Source organism: Streptomyces sp. NPDC059499 (assembly GCF_042749285.1).
GTDB lineage: Bacteria > Actinomycetota > Actinomycetes > Streptomycetales > Streptomycetaceae > Streptomyces.
This window is the reverse complement of the sequence record NZ_JBHYTT010000002.1, coordinates 119,915-134,373: the sequence shown is the minus strand read 5'-3', so window position 1 is coordinate 134,373 and position 14,459 is coordinate 119,915. Positions and strand designations below refer to the sequence as shown.

The window sequence follows — 14,459 nt, the reverse complement described above, 5'->3', positions numbered from 1 at the left end:
TTCGTGAGGTCGGCGGGGACGCGGCCCCGGGAAGGGGACAGAGGGGGGACGGGGGGACAGGGGGGGACAGGGGGTCTCACCCTCGGTGGGTCGCGCGCTACGTGAGTCATAAAAGATCTCTTCTCTTCTCTTATTTATGCAGGTCAGCGAGTTGGTGCGAGATTTGATTGTTAGGCTCGCGAACGAAAGTTTGTCTCCGGGTGAGGGGGAGGGGGGACAACGTGTCCCCCTGTCCCCCCCTGGGACATCAGCTCGGCCGGGACCGTCCCGGCGTGAGCTTTCCGTCGGCTTCGTCGAGCCAGCCCCGCAGTGCGGCAAGGTTCAGCGCGTCGGCGACGTGCTTCTTGTCGCGGCCCGCGACCTTGGTCCGCAGGGCGCTGCGGCTGGCGGGGCCTGCCTCGTGGACGAGCAGGGCGAGCCGGGTGGCGAGCCGGTCGACGGCCTTGTCGGTGCGTGCGTCGTCGGCCAGGAGCTTGGCGTGGTCGAGGCGGACCTCTTCCGTGATGCGGGCCTGAGTGCGCTTCTCCGCTTCGGCCTTGCGCTGCCGCTCGCTGTAGGCGATGACCCAGTTCCGTGCGGCGCACGATGCCAGCCACACGGTCTCGGCCAGGGCCCAGTCTTCGACGGTGACGTGGAGTCGGCCGGCGAGGATCGCGAGCAGCGACGCGACCTTGATCTTCATGACGGGTGCGTGGGAGTCGAGCGGGCCCACGTCTTCGCTGGGCTTCTCCCCGCGGGCGTTCGCCAGGTCGACCCGACGGAGCTCGGTGGTGATGGTCTTGTCGAAGGTGATGAGGGTTTCGCTGCGGATGTCGAGGGCGGCCCGCCAGTCGAGGAGTTCGCCGGGCCAGTCGACGGGCTCGTCTGGGATCGACGGGTCGGTGACGACGCCCCAGAGGAAGCGCTGCGGGGTGCCCTCGGCGGTGTCGTCGAAGAGCGGGGCCGCAGTCTCGGGCTGGAACCCGACGAGGAGGCCCATGCTGTACGACCCGCCGGGGATGTAGCGGGAGTTGTCCTTGCTGGCGTTGGTCTGCCCGAGGGTCTGACCGACGGCCGCGCTTCGCAGCGTCTCGCCGAGGGTGGAGCCGGTCCGCTCCTTCATGAGCCTGGTCAGGGAGGCGCCTTCGTCGATGTAGAAGAACGCGTTGTGCCGGACCTGCGCTCGAACGGTCGCGGTGACAGGGTCGCCCTTCTTCGGGCCGCCCTTGTGGATCTCGCCGGTCTCCTCCTCGATAGTCCCCATGAACACCTCGGCCATGCCCTCGCCGGAGCCGATGGGCAGCCCGTCCCGGAAGTCCATGGTCGGCGGCGCGACGAGCAGTCGCTTGCTGACTCGGACGCCGGTCGACTTGCCGGAGCCGGACGGGCCGACGAGTGCGACGAACAGGTTGAGGGATACGAAGTCGGCGACGCCGGTGTCCGCGCGAATGTGGTGCGGGACCAGCGCGGACAGGCGGGTGAGCGTGGAGTAGAACGCGACGTCGCCGGACCGGTTGCGGGAGTGGGCTGCCTGCCGGATCTGCCGGAGCTCGGGCCGGGCCGACCAGAACGTTTCAGGCAGCAGCCCGGGCAACGCCTGAGGCTGGCCGGGATCCTGGTCCGGGCGCCCGTGCTCGGGCTCGGGCTCTTCGAGAGCGTCCCAGCTGTCTTCGAGCAGGGGAGGCACGACATCCCGCGGCTCCTGCCGGGGCGGCCGGCACCGCTGTTTCACCTGCAGCAGGATCTGGGTGGACAGGCCCCGTGCGGGCGACGCGCACGGCTGGTCGTATGCGGCGCGCAGCACGTCGCGCGCCGCCTCGGGCTCGTTCCCGCTGTAGTGCAGGTGAGCCCACAGGGTGGGGACAGTGAGCTTCCGGCCGGACGGCTGCTGTCCGACCGGGAGTCCGGACCGCTCCGACCAGTTCACCGCGACGTGGTCGTCACAGATGAGGCTGTAGTCGCTCTCGGCCGAGCCTTCCGAGCTCGCCGGCCGCAGCCACTTGTCCCGCCCGCCGGACGTACCCCGGTAGGTCCAGCCCGCAGGTTCGAGGATGTCCCGGAAGGTGAGGTTGGCGGCGAGGATGTCGAAGACGCTGCTGCCCCCGTTGCTCACGGCGCGGGCGCGCGGCGGCGGTACGGCGGGGCGCCCGGTCCGGACGTCCTGCCGGGCGCGCTTCTCCGCCGCGGCCTTTTCCAGGGCGGCCCGAGCACCGGGCTCCAGCGCGGCGACCCGCTCGAACATGAGGCCCAGTGGGACCGGCGCTGCGGAGCCCGGGACGCTACCCGTCGCCCGGGCCTGACCGGCCTTCCGGTTCACGGTGCCGGGCACACGCATCAGCCGGTCGAGGTTGCCGATCTCCGTGTCCCAGGTGCAGCCGTGCCCATATGCGGCAGCGCCGAGGATGGCCTGCAGCCCGGACGTCATGCCCTCGATGCGGGCCCGGTCGTCGTCTGTGATGACGTGCGCCTGGTCGAGCATCCACATGGGGTTGAAGCCGCCGCCGGACAGTACCCAGCCACTCGGCTCGGGCAGCCCGGACGACGCCACGATCTCCCGCACGTGGTCGGCGTCTTCAGGGTGGGACATCTCGTCGGGGCCCGGTTTGTGGCCGACGTTGCCGAAGTCGCCGTCGGCCCACAGGAACGTGAGGCCGTGGGCCAGGTCCTTCCCGCCGCGGCCCTCCTTGGGCCGTTCGCGGAGGGTGGTGACCTGGGCGTAGATGCCCTTCGCCTTGCGCCTGTCGAGCTGGATGGCGTACTGCACCGCGGCGGCGATGCCAGCCTCGTCGGTGGTGAAGCGGCGTCCGGCCCAGCCGTCGGCGTCGCTGCAAATGCTGAGGAGACCGGGGACACCTTGGTACTGGTGGGCCAGCGACGCGCGGACGAGGGCTTCGTCGATGGTCACCTGGGTCGGCGGCTGTTCGGTCACTGCTGCACCGCCGGGAAGTAGTAGGTGCCGCCCGGGGCTCCGACGCAACGGGAGTTACGGGGGCACAGGCGGGGGGCGCCGAGGTGGCCGCCGGGATGGACGTGCGCGCGGTCGCAGTACGGGCAGTGGACGACGAGGAGCAGGAGGAGGCGCTGCTCGGCGTCGGTGGTGTCGGGGCTGCGGGTGGCGATGAGCCGCGCGGTGGCGGGGACCAGGCCGCGCGGCGGCGTGGCCACTGCGGCGGGCGTGCCGAAGAGGGTGTCCGACGGGGGTGCGATGGTCTTCACGAACGGTGGCTTTCTCTCGTGCTGGTGAGGTGTTCGTGTGGCGCGCCGGTCCGGCGCGCCGTGACCCGTTACCCGGTCTTCTTCAGCTGCTGAGTCAGTTCCTCTGACATCGCCGTGATGGCGTTGGTCCAGCGGCGTGCGGCGGCGCGGAGGCACATCTCGCTCGGTTGGCCTTCGAGGTCGGCGCGGACGGCGCCCAACGTGACGTGGAAGCGGGCCTGTTCGGCGGTGAGCGCCAGGTGCTGGGCGTCCTGGTCGTCGGGCTGGGGCAGCTCGACGGGCTGGTCGACCGGCCACTGGCCGGGACGGTGCTCGCTCATGCTGCCCGCTCCTTGTGGTCGGCCGGCTGGTGGAACGCGGTTCGGATGACGGCGCGCTGGTGATCAGAGAGAGGCGGGGCCTGGTCGACGATGCGTCGGATACGTGCCCAGTACGCGGCGTCGCCGTGGTCGGCCCCGGCCGGGCGGCCGAGGGTGTCCTCGGCCGCCGCAGTGGTGTGCATCTTTGTCACGGGCGGGCCTCCGGTCCGGCGACGGTCGCGGCGAGGTGGTTGCGGAGCGCGCGGAGCTGGGGGAGGAAGTCCTCGAGGCAGGCGATCAGCTGGTCGGCGCCCGCGACGTCGAGATCGGCGTCAGCCCCCTGCAGTCCGAAGACGGCAATGCGGGCGGCAGGACCGCCGGGCTGCGGGTCGTCGCTTCGGAAGATCTCCGCGCTGATGAGTGCGCCCTCTGCCCCGGGTGCGGTGACCGAGTAGCACTCGGTGGCGGGCTCCAGCGGGGCCTGGCCGTCGAGCAGGTCGGCGAGCGCGGCAACCTGGTCGAGGTGGCGGCGGAGCTCGGTGACCCTGGCGCGGGTCTGCTCGGCCGTCAGGTTGTGGTCGAGGAATCCGACGGTGGGGGCGAACGAGGCGGCTCCGTCCTCGGCCATGAGGTTGGCGGGGAGGACGCAGTCGCCGTATCCGTCGAGGGTGGGGGCCTCGACGTAGGCGGAGGCGTGCGTCGTGTGGTTGCCGACCTCGGCGCACCAGGAGTGCGTGTCGCAGGGCTGGCCCAAGTCAACGTGCTGCATGGTGTCAGCGGGCTGTGGGATGCTGTTCATGAGCGTGTTCCGATCTGCTTCGCGGCTGTTTCGTTACTGCGCTCGACAGACGGCGCCGGGGTTGCACCCCCGGCGCTGTTGTCGTTTCCGGCTGCTCTGGCGAGGAGCTCCTCGTCGAACCGTTTGATCTCTGCGTTGGGATACAGGACTCGTCGCCCGACCTTTGTCCAACGGGGCCCGTAGCCCACATGCCGCCAGTAGCGCACTGTTCCTGGGGCGGTCCGGTACCTGGTAGCGACGTCCTCTGTGGTGAGGAAGCTCTGCAACTCCTGTGTGGCGGCAGGGCTTTCCATGGGCGATCCCTTCTGGATTGGCAGGTGATGCCAGTGGGATCAGTAGACAGCGCTGGACGTGCCAAGTCAACACGGGATAACCTGCGAGTCATGTTGAATAGCGTTGGGAGGCGTTGGCGTGGGTGCTCGGCCGAGTGACAGTGGGTTCAGCAGCAGTGAGCAAAACGTGGCAGCACACGTGGCAGTGGAGCGCGAGGCGAGGGGGTGGAGCACGGCCGAGCTGGCGCGGCGTGTCACTGACGCTGGCTGCCCCCTAAGCCAGTCGGCTGTCTGGCGTATCGAAAGCGGTGAACCGCGCAGGAAGATTTCCGTGGATGAGCTGATCGCCTTCGGGAAGGTCTTTGAGCGGTCGATCGAGGAGCTACTCAAGCCGGTAATTGAGGGGTATCCGAAGGAACTCTTCGAGGCCTATCTAAGTCAATGGCTCAAGGATGAGGAGGAGGTTTATCAAGCCGAGCTCAGCACCCGCATGCGCTTTGGTGACCTAGCGGTCTTGATGCGCCATTACCCAGGCGTGGTGCCGCACTTCCGAGAGCTAGTGATGGAGTACCTGGATCGGCACCAGGCCACGCATCTTGACTTCCAGGTGCAGGTCAAGCTGAGGATTCTGGCAAAGGGTGAGGGGTTCGATTGGGGCCGGAGGCAGTCCCTCATTGACAAGTCAGGGCTCTTTGCCTACTGGAACTCGCGAGGAATGTCTATCGATGACATGAGGGAGGCGGCGGACGAAATTGGAATGGGGGACGAGTTGGATGAATACTTCAGTGCCGGAATGGTGAATGTGTGGAGGAAGGGGTGGGTGGGCATGGGGAGTCTCAGCCTTGAAGACGGTGAAGTTGTTGTGAATGGAGAGGTTTCTCAAATGTGAGCTTCTACCTCTTCCACCGCGTCTCGATCGCTTCGTAGTCGAAGTACCCGCCGTCGGGCATGCGGCCGGGGCGGGGCTTGTGCAGGACCACCTTCAGCAGGGACCGCAGGACCGTCCGCCGGCGGTCGAGGTCGAGCGCGTCCCACGCCTTGCGTACATCGGGTACGCCGACCAGGCCGACGAGTGGATCCTTCACCGTGGCCCGGGCCAGCTGGCTGGTGACGCCTTCGAGCTGGGCGCGCGCCGTGTCCGACCCTTCGGTGAACTGGGCCATGTCGATCTGCCCCGCACCGAACATGCTCGCCAGGTCGGTGAGCCGCCGGCGGATCTGCTCGCTCTCCACCTGCAGTCCGGCGACGTCGACTCCGTCCGCGGCCGGTTCGAGGAGCTCGCCCGCGTCGTCGCGTGACAGCCGCTCGACGAGCAGGTCCTGGATGTACGCGTCGAGAGTCTCGGCCTTCCGCCCGCCACCGTGCTGGTCGGGGCACCGGTAGCTCGGGTGGTTCCCGCCACCAGTCCGGGTGCACGTCACCGGCCGGTTGCACCCGCGGTGACCGCACAGGTAGATCAGCGAGCCGAACCACTTCGGTGTCGGCCCGGGTGACGTCAGCCGTGACGGGTTCGTCAGGATCGCCACAACGGCCCTGAAGCGCGCCTCGTCGACTGCGGGCTCCCAGAGTCCACGACCGATCTCCTCGCCCTGGTAGACGGCGATTCCGGCGTTCCTTGGGCGCAGCAGCAGATCACGCGCCGACTGGTGGTCGATCGGCTTGCCCGTGCTGGACGTCAGCCCCTTGTCGGCGAGCCACCGCACCCAGCCCCGGACCGATCCGCCAGCCAGGATCTGATCCGTACCGGCCTCGAGCGCCGCAGCCTCCTCGGGCACCAGCTTGTTCATGTCGAGGACGGGCACGTCGATCTCCTCGCCCGTGCCCTTCACGGTCTTCTTCTTCGTCTCGCCGGTGGGCACTCCCCACCCGAACGGGCGCAAGCCGCCGGACCAGAGTCCGGCCTTCGCCTTCTGCCGGCGGGCCGCGGCGACACGGTGCCCCTTGTGCTCCGACTCCTGGCGGGCGACGGCGCCGAGGATGCGGGCGGTCATCCGGCCGGACGGCGAGGACAGGTCGATCGATCCTGCCTGGCAGGTGTGCGTGGATACGCCGCGCCGCTCGGACAGGTCGATGTACTCCTCCAACTCAGTGGGGGAGCGGTGGAGCCGGTCGGTGTGCCACGCGATCACGATCGTGGCGGTGCCGAGTTCGAGGTCGGCGAGCATGCGCCGGTAGTCCTTGCGGAGTTTCCCGGAGAACGCTGATACGTCGTTGTCGACGTACACCTCGACGACGTCCCAGCCGTTCCGATCGGCGAGCGCCTCGCAGTCCTCGCGCTGCCGGTCGACGCCGAGGTTGGCGCCGGTGCGGTCCTGGCTGATGCGGCAGTAGATGACGGCGCGCTGTCGGCCACCTGCGGCGGTGTCGATGGCGGCGCGAAGTGTGGGGCTCATGACCCGAGTGTCCGTCAAGAGAGGTGTCTTTGTCATGGGTTCGGGAAGACGACCTTGTTGTCGAGCCTGCTGGGCGCGGTCGGGGAGCGGGAACGCATCGTGCTCGCCGAGGATTCGGCGGAACTGCGCCCGGACCACCCGCATGTGGTGCGTCTGGAGTCGCGCCCCGCCAATCAGGAAGGGGCGGGGCGGGTGGCGCTGCGGGACCTGGTCCGCCAGGCGTTGCGCATGCGCCCCGACCGGCTGGTGGTGGGAGAGGTACGAGGCGCCGAAGTGACGGAACTGCTGGCCGCGTTGAACACCGGACACGAAGGCGGATGCGGCACAGTGCACGCCAACGCTGCGGAGCACGTCCCGGCCCGCCTGGAAGCCCTGGGGACTGCCGCCGGGCTCGACCGGGCGGCGCTGCACAGCCAGTTGGCTGCCGCGCTGTCCGTGGTGCTTCATCTCGTACGGGACCGAGCGGGGCAGCGGAAGCTCGCCGAAGTGCACGTGCTGGAGCGGGATCCGGCAGGGCTCGTGGTCACCGTACCCGCGCTGCGTTGGGGCGCTGATGGATTCGTCCGGGACCGCGGCTGGGAGCAGCTCGGGTCGCTGGTCGGGGGTGCGCTGTGACAACTGCCGCTCCGGATTCCCTGATGCAGGCGCTGGCAGTGATCATGGCCATCTGCGCGGGCCTGGCATGCGGGTTGACGGTGATACGGGATCCGGGCGTGCGGCGGGCGCGGGCATTGTTCGGGCCAGGAGGGCCGCATCGGCAAGGGCTCCGGGCCGTTTGGGCCATGGCCCGGACGCACTTCGACCCACGACGCGAATGGCTGTGTGCCCCTGTAGCGGTGTTTCTCGCGGTGTTTGGCGAGTCGGCGCTGCCCCTGCTCGCGGGGGCCGTGGCGGTGCCTCTGGTGCGGCGATGGCTGCGGCGGCGGGCGTTGCGGGGTGAGCAGGAGCGGTCGGCCGAAGCGGTGGCGGCGCTCTGCGGTGCAGTGGTGGGTGAGCTGCGGGCAGGGCGGGAGCCGGGGCAGGCGTTACTCGCTGCCGGGCGGAACGCGGGGGCTTTGGGCACGGCCGAGGCCGCGGTGCTGGCGGCTGCGCGGTTCGGCGGCGATGTGCCGGGCGCATTGCGTCAGGCGTCGGCCGGGCCGGGCCTGGACGGGCTCGCGGGGGTGGCGGCCTGCTGGCGGGTGGCGGTCGACGGCGGGGCGGGTCTCGCCGCCGGTCTGGACCGCGTGGAAGGGGCCCTGAGGGCCGAGCGGCGTCGGCGGGAGGAGTTACGGGCGCAGCTGGCGGGCGCGTGGTCGACGGTCGTCGTGCTGGCCTTGCTGCCGGTGGTGGGCCTGGGCCTGGGGGCGGCTCTCGGTGCGGACCCGCTGAGGGTGCTGCTGCACAGCCCGGGAGGGCTGGCCTGCCTGGTGACAGGAGGCCTGCTGGAGGCCGCGGGGCTGTTCTGGGCGGGGCGGATCGTCCGGGCCGGGGAGGCGCCGTGAGCGGCCTCCCCGAGGAGGTTCACCGGCTCGGTGTGGCCGGAGCGGTTCTGGGTGCGGCTGTGTATGCGGCCCTGGCCCTTACCGGAAGGCGGCGGGAGCGGGCGATTCGCGCACGGGGTGCGTTGTTGTTGGCCGTTGGCTCCGGAACTCCGTGGCGGGTGTGGCGGTTGCGGCGAGTGAGGGGCAGGAGCCGTGCCGCGGAGTGGGCAATGCTCCTGGGCGTCTGGGCGACCGGCTGGATCCTTGTCGGCGGGCCGGCAGGTTGGGGGACCGGTCTGGCCGCGGCGTACGGGGTGTGGCGGTGGCAGCGTTCCGCGCAAGGGCGCGAGACCGGTGCCCAGGAAGCGGCGGAGGCCGCGGTAGTGAACCGGCAATTACCCCTGGCTGCCGATCTGTTGGCGGCCTGCATCTCGGCGGGTGCTGGTCCGCGGGAGGCGGCGGAGGCTGTGGGGGAATCCATGGGCGGTCCGGTCGGTGATCGGCTGGCCCGTACGGCGGCTGAGATCCGGCTCGGGGGCGAACCAGCCGATGCGTGGGGGCGGTTCGGAGCGATACCGGGCGCCGGTCCACTGGCCCGTTGTCTGGAACGGGCCGGGGAGACGGGGGCTCCGGCAGCGGCGTCGGTCTCCCGGCTGGCCGACGAGATGCGCGCCGAGCGGGCGAGTGCCGCCGTGGCACGTGCCCAGCGTGCGGGTGTGTTGATCACCGCACCCGTCGGGCTCTGCTTCCTGCCCGCCTTTCTGGCGGTGGGGGTTGCGCCGGTGGTGATCGGGCTTGCGACGAGCCTGCTGCACGGCAACTGACAGAAGTCGCGGGTGCCCCGACCGGGCACCCGCTCTGAACCAATTCGAAGATCAACGGGGGTCGAGATGGGAAAGAACGCCATGGGACGAGCACTGAGCGCGGTGCGCCGTGTGTGGATGGACAGGTTTGTCCGATCCCACCGACAGGACCGAGGGATGACTACGTCCGAGTACGCGGTGGGAACCATCGCGGCCTGCGCGTTCGCGGCGGTGCTCTACAAGGTGGTCACCAGCGGGCCTGTTCTGTCGGCGATGCAGTCGCTGGTCAAGGACGCGCTCGATGCGAAGTTCTGAGACGGCCCGGAAGGTGAGCCGACCCAGGGACGGGGGCCGGCATCGGGGCCGGCATTGGGATCGGGATCGGGGCGCTGTGACGGCGGAGGCGGCGATGGCCATCCCCGTACTGGTGGCGTTCGCCCTGGCTCTGGTGTGGGCACTGGTTGCGGCGGCGGAGCAGATCCGATGTGTGGACGCCGCACGGGCCGGGGCGCGTGCGGCGGCACGTTCGGAGCCGGAGGCAGCGGTGCTCGCCGCGGCACGGGAGGCGGCTCCGGGCAGGGCGCGGGTCGCGGTGCAGCGGACCGGGGGGCTGTGGCGGGTTCGGGTGGAGGCCCCGACGCCAGGACCGGGGCCGCTTGCTCTGACGTTGAGCGCGGTTGCGGTTGCGTCGGCCGAGGACATGGTGGGGGCCGAGCAGGCGGGAGCGGAGTCGTGAAAGGGACAGAGTCGTGAAAGGGGTCGGGAAGGGGCGCGGGCCGGGGAAGGGGGCCAGGCCGGGGGACCAAGGGCTGGCGACGGTGTGGGTTGCCATGACGACGGCGACACTGTGCGCGGTGTTCGCGGTGGTGCTTGCGCTGGGGCAGGCCGTGGCTGCCCGCCACAAGGCGGCCGGTGCGGCGGACCTGGCGGCCCTCGCTGCGGCAGACCGCGCGCTGGGCGGCGCATCGGAGGCGTGCGGGGCGGCGAGACGTGTAGCGGACGCACAGGGGGCGGAGGTGGTGCGGTGCGCGATCCTGGGCGAGATTGCCGATGTGACGGCCCGCGTGGGCTTCGGGCCGTATACGCCGCAGGTCAGGTCCCGAGCGGGGCCACCGGTGACCGGGCCGTCCGACCCACCACCGCTGCCCGCCACGCCACCGATGCCGCCACCGCTGTCCGCCACGCCACTGCCGTAAGACCAGCCCTTTGCCGCCGCCCGCCACGCCGAACGTCGGCTGGGGAAACGAAGCCGACTGGGTCTGGGACACCGGCCCGCTCTGCGGCACCGGCAGGGGCTTGCTGTTCCGGCAGGTGCCTGCCGCACCGGTTCGGCCTCGCCCCACCAGCCCGGGGTACCTGCCCGGGCACCCGGCACCGGCTCGGCCCCCACCGGCCCGGGGAACACGCCCGGCAACCCGGCACCGGCCCAGGGCACCGCCCGGGGCTGCCCTGCGGACCTGTTGCCCGGCCTGCGAAGCCGGCCCCGGCCCTGCGGATCTGGTCAGCCCTGCAGACCTGAGCTTCCGCCCCGCGACATCGGCTCCGCCCCGCGACATCGGCTCCGCCCCGCGACGTCGGCTCTGCCCCGCGCCGCCGGTCCGGACAGTCGTGCGGTGTCTAGCCTTCGGCGGGGTTCGTCTCGGGACGGTTCTCTCCGGGGTCCGGGGGCGCGGTTCTGAGGAGTTCGGTGAGCAGGCGAACGGCGCCCCGTTTGTGGAGCGGTTCGTTGCCGTTGCCGCACTTGGGGGACTGGATGCAGGAGGGGCAGCCCGCCTCGCACTCGCAGGAAGCGATGGCCTGGCGGGTCGCCGTCAGCCACGTGCGGGCGGTGTGGAAGGCCCGTTCGGCGAATCCGGCGCCGCCCGGGTGGCCGTCGTACACGAAGACGGTAGGCAGCAGCGTGTCCGGGTGTAGCGGCACGGAGACACCGCCGATGTCCCAGCGGTCGCATGTGGCGAAGAGCGGCAGCATTCCGATCGAAGCGTGTTCGGCGGCATGCAGGGCGCCACCGAGGATCTCGGGATTGATCCTGGCCGCGTCGAGCTGATCCTCGGTGACCGTCCACCACACGGCACGCGTGCGCAGCGTGCGCGGTGGCAGGTCGAGCTTCGTCTCGCCGAGGACCTCTCCCGTGATCACCCTGCGACGCAGGAAGGAGACGACCTGGTTGGTGACCTCGACCGAGCCGAAGCAGAGCCGTCCGTCCCCCCACGGGATCTCGGTGTCGGTCTCCAGCACGGCGATGGCGGTGGTGTCGCGGGCGGTGGTCGAGTACGGCGGGACGGCTTCCTCGACGAGGGCCACCGAGTCCTCCAGATCCAGTTTCCGGACCAGGTAGGTGCGGCCTTGGTGGAGGTGGACGGCGCCCTCGTGGACCGCGGTGTGTGCGGCCGATTCGTCGACGGTGCCCAGCAGCCGTCCGGTCCCTTCCTCGACGATCTGGACAGGGCGACCTCCGCCGCCGCGGATGTCGGTGAGGTCGGCGGCCCTTTCGCGGCGGGTCCAGTGCCAGCCCGCCGCCCGTCTGCGCAGCAGCTTCGCCGTCTCCAGCTGCGGGAGCAGGTCGGGAACCGCGGGGCCGAAGAGGGCGATGTCGGCTTCGGTGAGCGGGAGCTCCGAGGCCGCGGCACAGAGGTGCGGGGCGAGGACGTACGGATTGTCCGGGTCGAGGACCGTCGACTCCACGGGCTGCTGGAACAGGGCCTCGGGGTGATGGACGAGGAATGTGTCCAGCGGGTCGTCCCTGGCGACGAGGATGGCCAGGGCGCCCTGGCCGGCGCGTCCGGCACGCCCGGCCTGTTGCCACAGGGACGCCCTGGTGCCCGGATATCCGGCGATGACGACGGCATCCAGGCCCGAGACGTCGATGCCGAGCTCCAGGGCCGTGGTGGCGGCCAGTCCGAGCAGCTCCCCGGAGTGCAGCGCGCGCTCCAGGGCGCGGCGCTCCTCGGGCAGGTAGCCGCCGCGGTAGGCGGCGATTCGCTTCGGCAGGGAGCGGTCCACCTCGGCCAGGCGTTCCTTGGCGATGACGGAGATGAGCTCGGCGCCGCGCCGGGAGCGTACGAAGGCGACCGAGCGGACTCCCTGGAGGGTCAGATCGGTCAGGATCTCGGCGGTCTCGGCGGTGGCGGTACGGCGCACGGGAGCCCCCTTCTCGCCGTGCAGCTCCGTCAGTGGCGGCTCCCAGAGGGCGAAGACCGTCTCGCCACGCGGCGAGGCGTCGTCGGCGACCTCCTTGACGGGCAGGCCCGTGAGGCGGCCCGCAGCGACCGAGGGCTGGGCCGCGGTGGCGGAGGCGAGCAGGAAGACCGGATCGGAGCCGTAGCGGGCGCACAGGCGGCGCAGACGGCGTAGTACCTGGGCGACGTGGGACCCGAACACGCCCCGGTAGGTGTGGCATTCGTCGATGACGACGAAGCGCAGGGCGCGCAGGAAGGAGGCCCAGCGGGGGTGGGAGGGAAGTATTCCGCGGTGCAGCATGTCGGGGTTCGTCAGGACGTAATTGGCGTACTGGCGCACCCATTCGCGTTCTTCCACCGGCGTGTCTCCGTCGTAGACGGCCGGGCGGACCGCGGTGCCGAGCGGTGCGGCGAGCGCCTTCACCGAGCGTCGCTGGTCGGCTGCGAGGGCCTTGGTGGGCGCGAGGTACAGGGCGGTGGTGCCTCGGCCGTTCGGGGCCTGTGAGCCGTCGAGGAGGGTGCTCATGACCGGGGCGAGGTAGGCGAGGGACTTGCCGGACGCGGTTCCGGTGGCGATCACGACGGATTCGCCGTCGAGGGCGTACTCGGCGGCGGCGGCCTGGTGCGCCCACGGATGGTCGATTCCGGCCCGGGCAATTGCCGCGATCACTTCTGGCCGGATGCGATCCGGCCAGATGGCATGGGTTCCCGTGCGCGGGGGCAAGTGCTCCGTATGAGTGATGCGCGCAGCCCGGCCCGCCCCTGCGGCGAGCCGGTCGAGGACCATGTCGGGAGAGGGGCGGGAACCCCCGTTCTCCGGCGGTCGACTGGGACGGTGATTCTTGGCCATCGGCATCGAGTGTGTCACTGGCGTGACGGACAATGGTCCCAAGGCGTCGTGCATGGCTGCTGGTAAGTGATTGAATGCCATCGCGGCTGGCGATCCGTCCCCTGGCCTCCGTCGGGGAGACTGAGGGGCGACCGCTCGATAGCAAGGTGCTGGAGGATCCGTGGACCTGTCCCTGTCGACTCGCAATGTGTCCGGCCCTGGTGGCGACCGTACGGTCGTCGAGGTCGGTGGCGAGATTGATGTGTATACCGCGCCCAAGCTGCGCGAGCAGTTGGTCGAGTTGGTGAATGACGGCAGCTACCACCTGGTTGTCGACATGGAAGGTGTCGATTTCCTCGACTCCACCGGCCTCGGCGTGCTCGTGGGCGGCTTGAAGCGTGTCCGGGCCCATGAGGGCTCGCTGCGACTGGTGTGCAACCAGGAGCGCATTCTCAAGATCTTCCGGATCACCGGTCTGACCAAGGTGTTTCCCATTCACACCACGGTCGACGAGGCTGTCGCGGCCACCGACTGACGTCGGCGCAGGCCGGCCGTTCTTCGGTCGGTCGGCAGGTTGTGACAGACCGGCAGGCGGCAGCATACGGGCCGCCAGGAGCAGGCGGTCGACCCCTTTGGTCGACTGTCGGCTTCGTCGGTTTCCGGTGGAGATTTGAGAGCAGGGGTACCGGGCGCCACGCCCGGGCCCCTGAGAAGCACGCCCGTACGTTTGAGGGGGATGGCATGCCAACCGTTGAACTCCGCTTCAGCGCTCAGCCCGAACACGTCAGGACGGCCCGCCTCGTGGCAGCCGCCGTGGCACGCAGGGCCGGCGTGGACGAGGCGGTGCTCGACGAGGTCAGACTCGCCGTCGGCGAGGCGTGCAGTCGCGCTGTCGGGCTGCACCGCAGTCATGACATCGCCGCTCCGGTCACCGTCGTGCTGACCGAGGACGAGAAGGCGTTCTCCATCGAGGTCGGCGACGGAGTCCCCGGCCCCGGCAGTGACACCTCGCCGGCGGGAGCGAACGGCGCAGCCGGGGGACTCGACGAGCCGGAAGCCGATGTCGAGGACGAAATGGGTCTCGCCGTCATCAGCGGGCTGGTCGACGACGTGGAAGTCCGTTCGGGCGCGGACGGCGGAGTGATCCGTATGACGTGGCCGACGGCGTCGGCGGTCGTGCTTCCCTGAGGGTTGCCGCGTCCACCTGCGGGATGTGTGATCACGAAT

General features: G+C 70.4%; 15 protein-coding genes and 2 pseudogenes. 9 read left to right on the top strand and 8 right to left on the bottom strand.

Features of this window, described 5'->3' with window-relative positions:
- Positions 1 to 247: 247 nt before the first annotated feature.
- From ACFW9O_RS05835 to ACFW9O_RS05810, 6 genes and pseudogenes are all read right to left on the bottom strand, one after another.
- Positions 248 to 2,908 carry a hypothetical protein gene (locus ACFW9O_RS05835; RefSeq protein WP_384605508.1) on the bottom strand — a complete coding sequence of 887 codons (2,661 nt, stop codon included), beginning with the start codon at positions 2,906 to 2,908 and terminating at the stop codon, positions 248 to 250.
- A complete protein-coding gene (locus tag ACFW9O_RS05830; protein ID WP_384605505.1) occupies positions 2,905 to 3,195 on the bottom strand; it encodes a hypothetical protein in 291 nt (96 codons plus the stop codon). The genes ACFW9O_RS05835 and ACFW9O_RS05830 overlap by 4 nt, the downstream gene beginning before the upstream one ends.
- Positions 3,196 to 3,263: 68 nt before the next feature.
- Entirely contained in the window at positions 3,264 to 3,515 is a 252-nt protein-coding gene (locus ACFW9O_RS05825) for a hypothetical protein (protein WP_384605502.1), read from the bottom strand.
- Positions 3,512 to 3,697 (bottom strand): hypothetical protein, encoded by a 186-nt coding sequence (locus tag ACFW9O_RS05820; RefSeq protein WP_384606611.1) that lies wholly within the window; start codon positions 3,695 to 3,697, stop codon positions 3,512 to 3,514. Before ACFW9O_RS05820 ends, ACFW9O_RS05825 begins: the two co-directional genes overlap by 4 nt.
- Positions 3,698 to 3,702: 5 nt before the next feature.
- The gene (locus ACFW9O_RS05815; protein ID WP_384605499.1) at positions 3,703 to 4,263 is read right to left on the bottom strand and encodes a DUF6907 domain-containing protein; all 561 of its coding nucleotides are present in this window, start codon (positions 4,261 to 4,263) and stop codon (positions 3,703 to 3,705) included.
- A gap of 131 nt (positions 4,264 to 4,394) precedes the next feature.
- Positions 4,395 to 4,586, bottom strand: a pseudogene (locus tag ACFW9O_RS05810) (helix-turn-helix domain-containing protein); the annotation flags it as partial.
- Positions 4,587 to 4,752: 166 nt separating this feature from the next.
- Between ACFW9O_RS05810 and ACFW9O_RS05805 the strand changes: the two are divergent.
- Positions 4,753 to 5,454, top strand: coding sequence for a helix-turn-helix domain-containing protein (locus ACFW9O_RS05805; RefSeq protein WP_384605496.1), 702 nt, complete (start codon positions 4,753 to 4,755; stop codon positions 5,452 to 5,454).
- A 4-nt stretch (positions 5,455 to 5,458) separates the two neighbouring features.
- Here the strand turns inward: ACFW9O_RS05805 and ACFW9O_RS05800 are convergent, their stop codons facing one another.
- Positions 5,459 to 6,958: a recombinase family protein gene (locus ACFW9O_RS05800; protein WP_384605493.1), complete on the bottom strand. Its 1,500-nt coding sequence runs from the start codon at positions 6,956 to 6,958 to the stop codon at positions 5,459 to 5,461.
- 36 nt (positions 6,959 to 6,994) lie between these two features.
- Between ACFW9O_RS05800 and ACFW9O_RS05795 the strand changes: the two are divergent.
- The 6 genes and pseudogenes from ACFW9O_RS05795 to ACFW9O_RS05770 form a co-directional block, all read left to right on the top strand.
- Positions 6,995 to 7,573 (top strand): annotated as a pseudogene (locus ACFW9O_RS05795) (ATPase, T2SS/T4P/T4SS family); the annotation flags it as partial.
- Between the two features lie 23 nt (positions 7,574 to 7,596).
- A complete protein-coding gene (locus tag ACFW9O_RS05790; RefSeq protein ID WP_384606608.1) occupies positions 7,597 to 8,442 on the top strand; it encodes a type II secretion system F family protein in 846 nt (281 codons plus the stop codon).
- The gene (locus tag ACFW9O_RS05785) at positions 8,439 to 9,245 is read left to right on the top strand and encodes a type II secretion system F family protein (RefSeq protein WP_384605491.1); all 807 of its coding nucleotides are present in this window, start codon (positions 8,439 to 8,441) and stop codon (positions 9,243 to 9,245) included. The genes ACFW9O_RS05790 and ACFW9O_RS05785 overlap by 4 nt, the downstream gene beginning before the upstream one ends.
- 81 nt (positions 9,246 to 9,326) lie before the next feature.
- Positions 9,327 to 9,539 carry a DUF4244 domain-containing protein gene (locus ACFW9O_RS05780; protein WP_384606606.1) on the top strand — a complete coding sequence of 71 codons (213 nt, stop codon included), beginning with the start codon at positions 9,327 to 9,329 and terminating at the stop codon, positions 9,537 to 9,539.
- Entirely contained in the window at positions 9,526 to 9,960 is a 435-nt protein-coding gene (locus ACFW9O_RS05775; protein ID WP_384605487.1) for a TadE family type IV pilus minor pilin, read from the top strand. The genes ACFW9O_RS05780 and ACFW9O_RS05775 overlap by 14 nt, the downstream gene beginning before the upstream one ends.
- A gap of 13 nt (positions 9,961 to 9,973) precedes the next feature.
- Complete coding sequence (locus ACFW9O_RS05770; RefSeq protein WP_384605484.1) at positions 9,974 to 10,420, top strand: Rv3654c family TadE-like protein; 447 nt, start codon at positions 9,974 to 9,976, stop codon at positions 10,418 to 10,420.
- Between the two features lie 421 nt (positions 10,421 to 10,841).
- On the opposite strand, the gene ACFW9O_RS05765 is transcribed toward ACFW9O_RS05770, so the two are convergent.
- Positions 10,842 to 13,334 carry a DEAD/DEAH box helicase gene (locus ACFW9O_RS05765; RefSeq protein ID WP_384605482.1) on the bottom strand — a complete coding sequence of 831 codons (2,493 nt, stop codon included), beginning with the start codon at positions 13,332 to 13,334 and terminating at the stop codon, positions 10,842 to 10,844.
- Positions 13,335 to 13,413: 79 nt separating this feature from the next.
- On the opposite strand from ACFW9O_RS05765, the gene ACFW9O_RS05760 reads away from it, so the two are divergent.
- Entirely contained in the window at positions 13,414 to 13,767 is a 354-nt protein-coding gene (locus ACFW9O_RS05760; RefSeq protein WP_003967428.1) for an STAS domain-containing protein, read from the top strand.
- 206 nt (positions 13,768 to 13,973) lie between these two features.
- Positions 13,974 to 14,420, top strand: a complete 447-nt coding sequence (locus ACFW9O_RS05755; RefSeq protein WP_384605479.1) for an ATP-binding protein — start codon at positions 13,974 to 13,976, stop codon at positions 14,418 to 14,420.
- Positions 14,421 to 14,459: the final 39 nt, after the last annotated feature.